Raw genomic sequence first — 12,909 nt, forward strand, 5'->3', positions numbered from 1 at the left:
CCCCTAAACGGCGGTCAGGGACCCCCAAACCAGGGCGGCGAAGAAGATCAGGCCGTTGGCGATCAGATAAAGCGCGCGGGCGCGGTCGATGTCGCGGGGTTCCAGGCGCGCGCGGCCGTCGCCGATCCACACGCCGACGACCTGACCGCCGGGATAGGTGCGCGGGCCGCCCAGCGCGATGTTCAAGGCGCCCGCGAAGGCCGCTTCCGGCCAGCCCGAATTCGGCGATTTGTGCTTCATCGCGTCGCGGAACATGATCCGCACCGCACCGATGGGATAGGCCGTGGGCGTCAGGGCGGCGGCCAGACAGATGATCGCGCCGCTGATCCGGGCCGGGAAGAAATTCGCCGCATCGTCCAGCCGCGCCGCGACGAAGCCGAAATCCTTATAGGTTTCGTTCTTATAGGCGATCATGCTGTCCAACGTATTGATCGCCTTATAGGCCAGCAGGCCGGGCAGGCCGAACAGGACATAGAATGCCAAGGGCGCGACGACGCCGTCGCTGAAATTTTCCGACAGGGATTCGATGGCCGACCGGGCGACCCCGTGCCGGTCCAGGCTTTTCGGGTCTCGGCTGACGATATGCGCGATTTCGCGGCGTCCGCCGTCCAGCCCGTCCTTGCGCAGGGCCTTGCCGACGCGCCGGACATGGTCGTGCAGGCTGCGTCCGGCGATGAAGACGCCGACAATGATCAGTTCCACGATCCAACCCTGGCGCAGGGGCTCCAGGCCTTCTTGAATCAGATAACCGATCCCTGTCGCCGCGCCGACCACGACGGCGACCGTCACCGCGCCGCGGATCAGGCGGTCGCGGGACGTGCGGTTCGGACGGTTCAGCCGCCGATCCAGGAACCGGATCGGCGCGCCGATCCAGACGACGGGATGCGGGACGATGCGGTAGAACCAGCGCGGATCGCCGATCGTGGCGTCGAACAGCAGGGCCAGGGTCAGAATCAAGGCGCGCGGCAGGTCCGCGGGAAGGCTCCCGGACAGGGCCTTCAGGAAGGCTTCCAGGAAGGACCAGATTTCCCCCATGGATCGGCTCTAGCGTTTGGCGGCGCGCGGGATTGGCGGATTTTTCGACCGGGACATCTGCTGATAGACGGCGTCGAGATAGCGGCCCTGGAACATGGTAATGCCCATATTCTGGCCGGTCCGGATCATGGTTTCGTTGTCGCAGCGCGACAGGATGATGCGGCCCTTGCCGATACGGTCCACCTGTTCGCTGACTTCCTTGCGCAGGGTTTCCGACCCACCGGAATCGAAGACCGGCCCGGCGGACAGCTTCACCAGATCGATTTCCATAAAGTTTCGATCGATGAAATGTGTCAGTTCCGGCGTGATCCCGTCCAGACAGATGCGGTAGCCTTTTTCCCGCACAAAATCGCGCGCGAAGACGAAGGACGGATAGTCGGACAGGATGTCGATCAACTGCAATTCGACGACCAGGGTGCCGCGGCTGCCCATGCGCAGGGAGGAATCGAATTCCAGGAATTCCGGCGCCAGCAGGGTCTGAACGTTCACATTGATGGAAAAAGACGAATGCAGCGACCGGTCGTCGGCGCGCGCCAGCATCTTCAAAACACGGCGGTCCAGGGTCTGGGTCAGGTGCTGGAACAGCCAGCGGTTCGCGGCCAGGTTCACATCCGGCAACACGGTTTTCGCCAGATCGAAAATGGAAATGAACAACTCGTTGAAGATCGGCTTCGGCGGATTGTCCTTGTGGACGACGCTGACGGCCTGACGCTTGAAGACACTGGATAGGTCTGACCGTTCCAGAAACTCCTCCAACCGGCCCAATTGTTCCGGTTTCAGCGGTCGGCGCGAATCCTCGAAGGTTTCGCCGGTCTGCTCCGCCATCTGTTGCAGGCGTTTCTGGCGCGCGCGTTCTTCCTCGAACACGCGTTCGCACAGTTCCATGAATTTCGGATACTGGCCTTCGACATTGTACAGGGTCGCGAAGCGGCCGTGGCCGTCGGTCGAATCCGCATCCGTCTGGGTCAGGGGATCGTCGCTGAACAGATAGCGCATGCGCATCACGGCTTCGTCCAGCTGCTGCAGCGACGCGCCCTTGACCACGAAGATCAGGTCGTTGTTGCCCAGCAGGAAGGACTGGCCCTCGAATGTCTGGACGAAGTCGTCCAGCGTGTTCAGGGCGATGCGGATATGGTGTTCGCGCCGGTTCTGCGGCTTCAGCCGGGACAGGTGAACATGCACGGCGCGGCGCCCCTCGCGGTGGCGATCCAACCGCTGGGCATAATCGAGCAGCAGATATTCCTGGCTGGCCAAATTCGGCTGTTGGGCCATAAGAAACGTTGCCTCTTTCGCTAACTATTACCGTCCGCGCCGAAAGCCCCCTCCACGCGATTTGAGTTGCAGGATATGCGGGTTAGACCTGCAAGAAAAGGCGTAAGGAATTGCTGTCATAACGGAATGCCCATGATAGTGCTATAAACGACTTGAATAACAAGCATCGACAGGTCCGGTTCCGGAGGAAAAATGAGCGATAAAAAGACCGCCGACAAACGCATTTCCGATGAGGAAGCGCTGCAATTTCATGCTTCCGGACGGCCGGGTAAGATCGAACTGACGCCGACCAAGCCGCTGACCACGCAGCGTGACCTGTCGCTGGCCTATTCGCCGGGCGTCGCGGTGCCTTGTCTGCGAATCGCGGAAGATCCGTCCACCGCCTATGACTATACGGCGAAGGGCAATATGGTCGCGGTGATTTCCAACGGCACGGCGGTGCTGGGCCTGGGCAATATCGGGGCGCTGGCCTCCAAACCGGTGATGGAAGGCAAGGCGGTGCTGTTCAAGCGCTTCGCCGATGTCGATTCCATCGATTTGGAAGTCGAAACCGAAGACGTCGACGAATTCGTCAATTGCGTGCGCTTCCTGGGGGCCAGTTTCGGCGGCATCAACCTGGAAGACATCAAGGCGCCGGAATGCTTCATCATCGAACAGCGCCTGCGCGAAATCATGGATATTCCGGTTTTTCACGACGACCAGCACGGTACCGCGATCATTGCGGCGGCGGGTTTGATCAACGCCCTGCATCTGACCGGACGCAAGGTGGAAGACACGAAACTGGTCGTGAACGGCGCCGGCGCCGCGGCCATTGCCTGTACCGAATTGGTGAAGGCAATGGGTATCCCGCATCAGAACGTGACGCTGTGCGATTCCAAGGGCGTGATCTATCAGGGCCGACAGGAAGGCATGAATCAGTGGAAGTCGGCGCATGCGGTGAAGACCGACGCCCGATCCCTGGCCGACGCGTTGGAGGGCGCGGACGCGTTCTTCGGCCTGTCCGTGAAGGGGGCCGTCACCGCGGCCATGGTCGACAAGATGGCCGACCGACCGATCATTTTCGCCATGGCCAATCCGGACCCGGAAATCACCCCGGACGAGGTTAAATCGGTGCGCGAGGACGCGATCGTCGCCACGGGCCGGTCGGACTATCCGAACCAGGTCAACAATGTGTTGGGTTTCCCCTATATTTTCCGGGGCGCGCTGGACGTGCGGGCGTCGACGATCAATGACGATATGAAGCTTGCCGCCGCCCATGCCATCGCCGCGCTCGCGCGGGAAGACGTCCCGGACGAAGTCGCCAGCGCCTATGGCGGGCAGGCCCTGCAATACGGCCCGGATTATATCATTCCGGTGCCGTTCGATCCGCGCCTCGTCGTCGCCGTTCCGGCGGCGGTAGCGGAGGCGGCCATGACGTCCGGCGTCGCGCGCCGCCCGATCATGGACATGGAAAATTACAGCCGGGAACTGCGCGCGCGCCTGGACCCGACGGCGAACATGCTGCACCTGATCATCGAACAGGTGCGCCAGAATCCGCGCCGTGTCTGCTTCGCGGAAGGGGAGGACCCCAGCGTCATCCGCGCGGCGGCGCTGTTCCGGTCTTCCGGTTACGGCATGCCGGTTTTGGTCGGCCGCGAGGACCGGATTCGGGAGACCGCGAAGGAATTGGGCCTGGACCCGAACCTGGATTTCGAAATCCACAATGCCCGCATGTCGTCGAATAACGAAATATATACCGACCTTCTGTATCAGAAGATGCAACGCAAGGGGCTGGTCTATCGCGATTGCCAGCGGCTGGTGAACCAGGACCGCAACATCTTCGCCGCCTGCATGTTGGAACATGGCGAAGTGGACGCCGTCGTCACCGGTGTGACGCGGGCGTTCAACGTCGCCTATGAAGGTCTGTCGCGCGTCATCGACGTGAAGGAGGGGTCGATCGCCATGGGCGTGTCGATCATGGTCGTGCGCGGCCGGACGATCTTCATCGCCGATACCTCCGTCAATGAATTGCCGAATGGCGATACCCTGGCGGAAATCGCCAAGAACGCGGCGGCCTATGCCCGTCGGTTGGGCCATGAACCGCGCGTGGCGATGCTGTATGCGTCGAATTTCGGCAATCCCGACACGCCCGGCGGTCAGCGCGTGCGCGATGCCGTGACGCGGCTGGAGGCCATGGATGTCGATTTCGAATTCGATGGGGATCTGTCGCCGACCGTCGCGCTGGATTACGATCTGATGCAGCGCGCCTATCCGTTCTGCCGGTTGAGCGGCGCGGCCAATGTCCTGGTCATGCCGGGCATCAATTCCGCCCATATCGCGACCCGGATGTTGCAGAAGCTGGGCGGCGGCACGTCGATCGGGCCGTTGCTGATGGGCCATACGCGCCCGGTGCAGATCGCCCGGATGGGGTCCAGCGTCAGCGACCTCCTCACCCTGGCGGCCCTGGCGGCGCATGACGCGATTTCCGCCTGACGCAAAGTCGTCATGGAATCGGGTTACAAGGGGGTTTCGATGGGCGACATGGTTTGACCTCCGTCCATCGAATTTCCCTTTGAGGATGATACGGAGCGGGAAACAGCCATGTCCGGTTCATGGGTCAGATCGATTCTTTTGGCGTCGGCGCCTGCCTTGGCGGCGCTGGGTTTCCTGACCTATACGGACCGGTTGCCGCCATGGGAAGCGGCGGTGTTGGCGGGGGCGGTGCTGCTGGGCGTCGCCATCGCCGTGCGGCGGCGCTTGTCGGCGGAACAGGTGGCGATGCGCCGCCTGAACCGGTTGACGGCGGAAGCCCAGGCCCAGTTGGACGCGTTGAGCTATAAGGCCGCCGTGGCGGACCGGATCGTTTCCTCTCTGCCGCATCCGATTTTCTTCCTGGATCGCGAACGGCAGGTCGTGCGCGCCAATGCGGTGGCGCATGCCCTGTTGGATTCCGATCTGACCGGGCGCGATATCGCCGACGGGCTGCGCGATCCGGCACTGCTGGCCGCGATCGACCGGGCGCTGGACGGCGCGGGGCCTCAGCAGATCGACCTCAGCCTGCCTGTGCCGGTCGAAACGGATTATATCGCGCGGATCGAACCGGTCGCGCCGCCGCCCGGGACACCGCCGGACGGTCGCGATGCGCCGGTGGTTCTGGTCGATATGCAGGACGTCACGGCGCTGCGCCGGTCGGAACAGATGCGTGTCGATTTCGTCGCCAATGTCAGTCACGAATTGCGCACGCCGCTGACGAGTCTGAGCGGCTTCATCGAAACCCTGCGCGGCCCGGCGCGCGACGACGCGCAGGCGCGCGATCATTTCCTGGCCATCATGCAGGAACAGTCCGAACGCATGTTCCGCCTGATCAACGACTTGTTGAGCCTGTCGCGGATCGAGCTGGACGAACACAGCCGCCCGCAGAAGGAAGTAGATCTGACGGACCTGCTGCGCCGGTTGATCGAAATGCTGGCGCTGAAGGCGAAGCAGGCGAATGTGCGCGTGGAAAGCGACTGGCCCGACGATCTGCCGCCGGTGCGGGGCGATGCGGACCAATTGTTCCAGGTTTTCCAGAACCTGTTGGACAATGCCATCAAATACGGCGCGAAGGGCGAGCGGGTCCTGGTCCGGGTGTCGCGCAAGGAACGACGGCGGGTTTCCGTCGATATCGTCGATTTCGGCCCGGGTATCCCGCGCGAACATATTCCGCGCCTGACGGAACGGTTTTATCGGGTCGATGCGGCGCGGTCCCGCGAACTCGGCGGTACGGGTCTGGGGCTCGCCATCGTGAAACATATCGTCAATCGCCACCGCGGACGGCTGAATGTTACAAGCGAAATCGGGCGTGGATCGACTTTCAGTGTCACGCTGCCGTTGATCGAATCCATCCAGGAATCCCAGGATTCCGCGGAAATGCCTGCAGCGTGACACATAAAGGTCTATACCTTTCGGCGTTGATGTAACAAAACAGTCTTGCATCCATCACAAAAGCGTCAGCAGCCGCGCCTAAAACCCGGCCAACGTCGTGGTGACGAGTGCGTGCCATCCGGCACGACATCATCCGAGCAGGGGCAGAGACATATGCAGGTATCAGGACGCCAGCGGGTAATAGCGGTCGCGCTAATTCCCCAGGAGTCCCTTATGCCGTTCCGTATGTCGTCCCCGGAAGTACCGGGTCGCGCCATGACGGAAGTTTCCCACCGGTATTCTCATCCGAATCCGACCCGTTTCCCGAAACAGAAACTCTGACATCACCTGTCAGGATGGAGTAGAGACATGAAGGCTTTGAAACTGACCGTCGCCGCCGCCGCTCTGGGCGCCGTCGCTTTCTCCGGCGCCGCGCAGGCGCGTGATTATGTGTCGATCATGGGCTCGTCGACGGTTAAGCCGTTCGCCGATCTGGTCGCCGAAGAATTCTCCAAGGTTTACTCCGGCAAGTTTGCCGCGCCGGTCGTCGAAAGCGGTGGCTCCTCCGCCGGTCTGAAAGAATTCTGCAAGGGTGAAGGCGAAGGCACGATCGACGTCGCCAACGCGTCCCGCCCGATCAAGGCGAAAGAAATTCAGGCTTGCGCCGACGCCGGTGTCACGAAGATCACGGAAATCCGCATCGGTTACGACGGCATCGTCTTCGCCAACCCGGTCGACAAGCCGGCCTTCGCGTTCGAACCGAAAGACATCTATCTGGCCCTGGCCGATCAGATTCCGGTCGACGGTGCGCTGGTCGCCAACCCGAACACCCATTGGGATCAGGTGAACCCGGCTTTCCCGCACCAGGAAATCATGATGTTCATCCCGGGCGAAAAGCACGGCACCCGTGAAGTCTTCGAAGAGAAGGTTCTGGAAGCCGGTTGTGAAGCCGCCGGTGGCCTGGAAGCCCAGCTGAAAGCCAATGGCGACGACAAGAAAGCCGCCGGCAAGGCCTGCATGAAGGTCCGCAAGGACGGCCGTTCGGTCGACATCGACGGCGATTACTCCGAAACGCTGGCCCGTATCGGCTCCAACCCGGACGGTATCGGCGTCTTCGGCCTCAGCTTCGCCGAAAACAACCCGGACAAGGTGAAAACCGCCACGGTCAACGGCATCACGCCGTCCCTGGAAACCATCGCCAAGGGTGAATACCCGGTCTCCCGCCCGCTGTTCTTCTACGTGAAGGGCGCGCATGTGGACGTCATTCCGGGTCTGCGTGAATATGTCGAATTCTTCCTGTCCGACGACATGATCGGCAGCTACGGCAAGGCCATCGACAAAGGCCTGATCCCGATGCCGGAAGAAGAACTGCAGCAGGTCCGCTCCAACTTCGCCAACGGCGTGTCGGTCGGTTCCTAATCAGGTTCCGTGTGGTTCGGGCGGCCGGTGATCCGGTCGCCCGAACGACTGCTTTCTTGCTTTCGGTTTGATCATTCGTTCGTATCTTTTCTTCAGAAATCGACTTCGCGGTTCGGGGAGATCCCATGTCCGTTTCAGTTCTGCTCGCGGTGGTGCTTGGCTTGGCCGTCGCTTTCTATTTCCTGGGCACCCGCCGCGCGTTCGGCCTGTCCGGGGGAGACACGAGAACCCTTCATTCACGGCCGAACTACTATGGCTTGTTGACGGCCTTGTGGGTCGCCATCCCGGCCATCGCCGCGATCATCGCCTGGCGTCTCCTGCAGCCGGGTTTCATGGACAGCATTCTGGTGGACAGTCTGCCCGCATCGGTGCTGAACCAGGAGGACAGCCAGCTTCGTCTGATCGTCTCCACGGTGAAAAGTCTGGCGACCGGCGGCATTTCCAGCGGTGTCGAACCCTATATGATGGATGCGGCCCAGGTGTATTCCGATGCCCGCGCCACCGCCTCGGTGTGGCTGGCGATCGCGGCGCTTGCCGCGGGTTTGATCGGCGGCGGGGTCGTCCTGCTCAAGATGACCTCCGACACCCGCGCCCGGAACCGTGTCGAACAGATCGTCAAATTGGTTCTCATCGGCTGCGCCAGCATCGCGATTCTGACCACCGCCGGTATCGTCCTGTCGATGCTGTTCGAAACGATCCACTTCTTCAAATCGGTGTCCTTCAGCAACTTCTTCCTGAACACGGTTTGGGACCCGCGCTTCTCCTCGGCGGGCCGTGACGGCGGCGATACCGGTCAGTACGGGATGATCCCACTGATGGTCGGGACGATGTATGTCGCCTTCGTCGCCATGCTGGTCGCGGTGCCGATCGGATTGCTGGCCGCCATGTATTTGGCCGAATACGCGACCCCGAAATTCCGCGCCACGGCGAAACCGATGTTGGAAATCCTGGCTGGCATCCCGACCGTCGTCTATGGCTTCTTCGCGCTGATGACGGTCGGTCCGTTCCTGCGGGATACGGGCGACATTCTGGGTATGGATATCGATGCGCGGTCCGTCATGACCGCCGGGATCGTCATGGGGATCATGATTATCCCGTTCATCTCCTCTCTGTCCGACGACGTGATCACCCAGGTGCCGCGCTCCTTGCGGGAAGGCTCGCTGGGTCTCGGCGCGACGAAATCGGAAACCATCCGCAAGGTTATCTTCCCGGCGGCACTGCCGGGCATCGTCGGGTCCATCCTGCTGGCCGCCAGCCGCGCGATCGGGGAAACCATGATCGTCGTCATGGCCGCGGGCGTGGCCGCGAACCTGTCCGGGAACCCCTTCGAACCGATGACGACGGTGACGGTGAAAATCGTCAACCAGCTGACCGGGGACAATGAATTCACCAGTCCGCAAACGCTGGTCGCCTTCGCCCTGGGTATGACGCTGTTCGTCATCACCTTGGGCTTGAACATCTTCGCGCTGCACATCGTGCGCAAGTATCGCGAACAGTACGACTGACATCCGTGGCCGTCTAAGGTCCTAAGGGAGTATTACGCGTGACGACAATATCCGAAGTCAGCACCTCCAGCGCCGCGCCGAGCCTCTCGCCGGAGGTCGCCCGCCGCCTGAAGCGTCGGTATGCCGCGGAACGTCGGTTTCAGGTCTATGGCCTCTCCGCGATCATGATCGGCCTTGCTTTCCTGGTGATCATGTTCACGTCGATCATTCAGGCCGGGCTGCCCGCATTCCAGGAAACGCGCATCCGTTTGGATGTCGAGCTGGAGGCCGATAAGTTCCCGACGGATCCCGCCGAACTGACGGCGGACGGCCTGCGCCTCGTCGGGTGGACGGGCATGATCCAGAAAAGCATTCGCGACACGCTGAAACCGGAAGCCCGGTCCGATGCCGTCCTGATGCATAAGCTGCTGTCGCCGAATGCCGAAGTCGCCGTGCGCGATGCGGTTGTGGACGATCCGTCGCTGATCGGGTCGACCCTGTCGATCTGGGTTCTGGCCGCAGGCGACGTCGACGCGATCATGAAGGGCACGATCGACCGGAACCTTCCGGAAGAACAGCGCACGGTCAACGACAAGCAGCTGACCTATATCGATCGGCTGGACGCCGATGGGCGTTTGCGCAAGCAATTCGCCTTCACCCTGTTCACGGCGGGTGCCTCGTCCTATCCGGAATCCTCCGGTATCGGCGTCGCCATGATCGGGTCGCTGTTCATGATGCTGATCGTCCTGATGCTGGCCTTGCCCATCGGTGTGGCGGCAGCGGTCTATCTGGAAGAATTCGCGCCGCGCAACCGCTGGACCGATATTATCGAGGTCAACATCAACAACCTCGCCGCCGTGCCGTCCATCGTGTTCGGTCTGCTGGGTCTCGCCGTTTTCATCAACTTCGTCGAACTGCCGCGTTCCGCGCCGCTGGTCGGCGGTCTGGTGCTGACGCTGATGACCCTGCCGACGGTCATTATCGCAACCCGCGCCGCGTTGAAGGCGGTGCCGCCGTCGATCCGCGAGGCCGCACTGGGCATCGGCGCGTCCAAAATGCAGTCGATCTTCCATCACGTGCTGCCGCTCGCCGCGCCCGGCATCCTGACCTCCATCATCATCGGGTTGGCGCAGGCGCTGGGCGAAACGGCGCCGCTGCTGATGATCGGCATGGTCGCGACCGTGTTCACCTATCCGGCGACGCCGATGGACCCGGCGACGGCGCTGCCGGTTCAAATCTATATGTGGTCGGGTCTGCCGGAGCGCGGCTTCGTCGCGCGGACCTCCGCCGGGATCATGGTGCTTCTCGGCTTCCTAATCTTTATGAACGCTCTTGCGGTCTTTCTGCGCAAGAAATTCGAACGCCGTTGGTAGGAGACAGTTAAGATGTCAGCAGTGGAAACCAATTTCCAGGGTAGCACCGAAGTGCCTCCGAATACGGCGGTTCCGTCGACCGTCGCCAAGATGCGCGGTCGCGACGTCTGCGTGTTCTATGGCGAAAAGCAGGCCCTGTTCGATGTGAATATCGACATCATGGAACAGGAAGTCACCGCGCTGATCGGCCCGTCCGGTTGCGGCAAGTCGACCTTCCTGCGCTGCCTGAACCGCATGAACGACGTGGTGGATATCTGCCGCGTCACCGGGGCGATCACACTGGATGGCGGCGACATTTACGACCGCAGCGTCGATGTCGTGCATCTGCGCGCCCGTGTCGGGATGGTGTTCCAGAAGCCGAACCCTTTCCCGAAGTCGATCTATGAAAACATCGCCTACGGCCCGCGCATCCACGGTCTGACCCGCTCCAAGGCGGAATTGGACGAAATCGTCGAAACCTCGCTGATCAAGGCGGGGCTATGGAAAGAGGTGAAGGATCGTCTGGACCAGCCGGGCACCGGTCTGTCGGGCGGTCAGCAGCAGCGTCTGTGCATCGCGCGCGCCGTTGCCGTCCAGCCGGAAGTCATCCTGATGGATGAGCCGTGCTCCGCCCTCGATCCGATCGCCACGGCGACAGTTGAGGACCTGATCCACGAATTGCGTGAAAACTACACGATCGTCATTGTGACGCATTCGATGCAGCAGGCCGCCCGCGTGTCGCAGAAGACCGCCTTCTTCCATCTCGGCAATCTTGTCGAATATGGCGAGACGGAGCAAATCTTCACCAACCCGAAGGACGAACGGACCCAGGGTTACATCACCGGGCGTTTCGGTTAAGCGCGTTTCGAATCCATCGGTTCGACGAAACGGAAAGCAGGACCCATGTCAGAAGTATCCCAAGGCCACATCGTCGGCGTCTACGACGAGGAATTCAAAAAACTCACCAAGCTGCTGGCGAAAATGGGCGGTCTGGCGGAAAGCCAGCTGGCCAATGCCTTGACCGCGATCGAAAAGCGGGACAGCAAGCTGGCGCTGGCGGTGAAGGAAAACGACAAGGAAATCGACGCGCTGGAACACGAGGTCGAAGCCTTGGTCGTGCGTATGCTGGCCTTGCGCCAGCCGGTTGCCAACGACCTGCGCTACATCGTTTCCACGCTGCGCGTGTCGGCGGATATCGAACGGATCGGCGATTATGCGAAAAACATCGCGAAGCGCGCCGTCGCCCTGAATCAGATGCCGTCGGAACCGCTGCTGCGCGGGATCCTGCGCATGGGGCGTCCGGTGCAGAGCATGTTGAAGGACGTGATCGACGCGCATCTACAGGGCGACGTTGCCAAGGCCATCGATGTCTGGGAGGCCGACGAAGAGGTCGATGCCCTGTATACCAGCCTGTTCCGCGAACTCCTGACCTATATGATGGAAGACCCGCGGCACATCACGCCCTGCACGCATCTTCTGTTCATCGCGAAAAACCTGGAACGTATCGGCGATCACGCAACCAATATCGCGGAGATCATTCACTTCCAGGTCAAGGGCGAGGCTCTGGGCGATCGGCGCCCGAAGGCGGATGCGTCGAACTATGCTACCCTGCAGCCGGGCGAAGCCGCGATAGACGACGTGGCTGCCGAGGACGACTAAAATGCCTGACGATTTGCGCGAACACAGCGCATCGAAACCGGTGAGCGGTATGAAACCAAAGGTATTGATCGTGGAAGACGAAACGGCGGTCGTAACGCTGCTTCGCTACAATCTGGAACATCAGGGGTTCGAGGTCGAGGCCGTTTCCGACGGCGAGGAAGCCCTGGTCGCCATCGAGGAGAACCCACCGGATCTGGTCCTGCTGGACTGGATGCTGCCGCAATTGTCGGGGATCGAGGTCTGCCGCCAGCTGCGCCGCAAACCGGCGACGAAACAGCTGCCGATCATCCTGCTGACGGCGCGGGGCGAGGAAGCGGACACGGTTCGGGGCCTGGAATCCGGTGCCGACGACTATGTCACCAAGCCGTTTTCCCCGGCGGAATTGACCGCCCGCGTCCATGCCCTGCTGCGCCGGTCGCGTCCGGCCCTGTCGGACGAGGCGCTGCGCGTCGCCGACCTGCAGATGGATTTGGCCGCGCATCGGGTCTATCGCAACGAACGCGAAATTAAGCTGGGCCCGACGGAATACCGCCTGCTGCGCCATTTCATGGAACATCCGGGCCGCGTGTTCAGCCGCGAACAGCTTCTCGACGCGGTCTGGGGCCGCGACGTCTATGTCGAATTGCGGACCGTGGACGTGCATATCCGCCGTCTGCGCAAGGCGCTGAACGAAGGCGGCGACAGCGATGTCATCCGCACCGTCCGGTCGGCCGGTTACGCGTTGGAAGTGTCCAACTGACGCACGTCTTTCCCCGCGCCGTCGGTGCGGTTGGAAATGGGATGGAAAGCCGCGGCCTTATGAAGGG

10 protein-coding genes are annotated in these 12,909 nt (G+C 61.7%); 8 read left to right on the top strand and 2 right to left on the bottom strand.

The features are described 5' to 3' along the window. Window positions 1-3 precede the first annotated feature (3 nt). Together cbiB and HH303_RS11645 are read right to left on the bottom strand one after the other, a co-directional pair. Complete coding sequence (gene cbiB / locus HH303_RS11640) at window positions 4-1,035, bottom strand: adenosylcobinamide-phosphate synthase CbiB (protein WP_169625500.1); 1,032 nt, start codon at window positions 1,033-1,035, stop codon at window positions 4-6. A gap of 9 nt (window positions 1,036-1,044) precedes the next feature. Then, window positions 1,045-2,307 carry an EAL domain-containing protein gene (locus HH303_RS11645; RefSeq protein ID WP_169625501.1) on the bottom strand — a complete coding sequence of 421 codons (1,263 nt, stop codon included), beginning with the start codon at window positions 2,305-2,307 and terminating at the stop codon, window positions 1,045-1,047. Between the two features lie 192 nt (window positions 2,308-2,499). Here HH303_RS11645 and HH303_RS11650 point away from each other — a divergent pair, with 192 nt between their 5' ends. From HH303_RS11650 to phoB, 8 genes are all read left to right on the top strand, one after another. Then, window positions 2,500-4,779: an NADP-dependent malic enzyme gene (locus tag HH303_RS11650; protein WP_169625502.1), complete on the top strand. Its 2,280-nt coding sequence runs from the start codon at window positions 2,500-2,502 to the stop codon at window positions 4,777-4,779. 108 nt (window positions 4,780-4,887) lie between these two features. Next, window positions 4,888-6,210 carry a sensor histidine kinase gene (locus tag HH303_RS20210; protein ID WP_169625503.1) on the top strand — a complete coding sequence of 441 codons (1,323 nt, stop codon included), beginning with the start codon at window positions 4,888-4,890 and terminating at the stop codon, window positions 6,208-6,210. 348 nt (window positions 6,211-6,558) lie between these two features. After that, window positions 6,559-7,608, top strand: a complete 1,050-nt coding sequence (locus HH303_RS11660; RefSeq protein ID WP_169625504.1) for a PstS family phosphate ABC transporter substrate-binding protein — start codon at window positions 6,559-6,561, stop codon at window positions 7,606-7,608. 125 nt (window positions 7,609-7,733) lie between these two features. Beyond that, window positions 7,734-9,113 carry a phosphate ABC transporter permease subunit PstC gene (pstC, locus tag HH303_RS11665; RefSeq protein WP_169625505.1) on the top strand — a complete coding sequence of 460 codons (1,380 nt, stop codon included), beginning with the start codon at window positions 7,734-7,736 and terminating at the stop codon, window positions 9,111-9,113. A 38-nt stretch (window positions 9,114-9,151) separates the two neighbouring features. Further along, window positions 9,152-10,465, top strand: a complete 1,314-nt coding sequence (gene pstA / locus HH303_RS11670; protein ID WP_319637394.1) for a phosphate ABC transporter permease PstA — start codon at window positions 9,152-9,154, stop codon at window positions 10,463-10,465. A gap of 90 nt (window positions 10,466-10,555) precedes the next feature. Then, window positions 10,556-11,302, top strand: coding sequence for a phosphate ABC transporter ATP-binding protein PstB (gene pstB / locus HH303_RS11675; RefSeq protein ID WP_227421794.1), 747 nt, complete (start codon window positions 10,556-10,558; stop codon window positions 11,300-11,302). A 45-nt stretch (window positions 11,303-11,347) separates the two neighbouring features. Further along, window positions 11,348-12,103 carry a phosphate signaling complex protein PhoU gene (gene phoU / locus HH303_RS11680; RefSeq protein WP_169625507.1) on the top strand — a complete coding sequence of 252 codons (756 nt, stop codon included), beginning with the start codon at window positions 11,348-11,350 and terminating at the stop codon, window positions 12,101-12,103. 1 nt (window position 12,104) lies between these two features. Further along, a complete protein-coding gene (gene phoB / locus HH303_RS11685; RefSeq protein WP_227421731.1) occupies window positions 12,105-12,842 on the top strand; it encodes a phosphate regulon transcriptional regulator PhoB in 738 nt (245 codons plus the stop codon). The last annotated feature ends 67 nt before the right edge of the window (window positions 12,843-12,909 follow it).

This window comes from Pacificispira spongiicola (genome assembly GCF_012926505.1).
Lineage (GTDB): Bacteria > Pseudomonadota > Alphaproteobacteria > UBA8366 > Aestuariispiraceae > Pacificispira > Pacificispira spongiicola.

Coding starts and splice junctions, on each gene's coding strand:
- HH303_RS20210 (WP_169625503.1), top strand. CDS start 4,888: ATGTCCGGTTCATGGGTCAGATCGATTCTTTTGGCGTCGGCGCCTGCC.
- pstB (WP_227421794.1), top strand. CDS start 10,556: ATGCGCGGTCGCGACGTCTGCGTGTTCTATGGCGAAAAGCAGGCCCTG.
- phoB (WP_227421731.1), top strand. CDS start 12,105: ATGCCTGACGATTTGCGCGAACACAGCGCATCGAAACCGGTGAGCGGT.
- HH303_RS11660 (WP_169625504.1), top strand. CDS start 6,559: ATGAAGGCTTTGAAACTGACCGTCGCCGCCGCCGCTCTGGGCGCCGTC.
- pstC (WP_169625505.1), top strand. CDS start 7,734: ATGTCCGTTTCAGTTCTGCTCGCGGTGGTGCTTGGCTTGGCCGTCGCT.
- phoU (WP_169625507.1), top strand. CDS start 11,348: ATGTCAGAAGTATCCCAAGGCCACATCGTCGGCGTCTACGACGAGGAA.
- HH303_RS11645 (WP_169625501.1), bottom strand. CDS start 2,307: ATGGCCCAACAGCCGAATTTGGCCAGCCAGGAATATCTGCTGCTCGAT.
- cbiB (WP_169625500.1), bottom strand. CDS start 1,035: ATGGGGGAAATCTGGTCCTTCCTGGAAGCCTTCCTGAAGGCCCTGTCC.
- HH303_RS11650 (WP_169625502.1), top strand. CDS start 2,500: ATGAGCGATAAAAAGACCGCCGACAAACGCATTTCCGATGAGGAAGCG.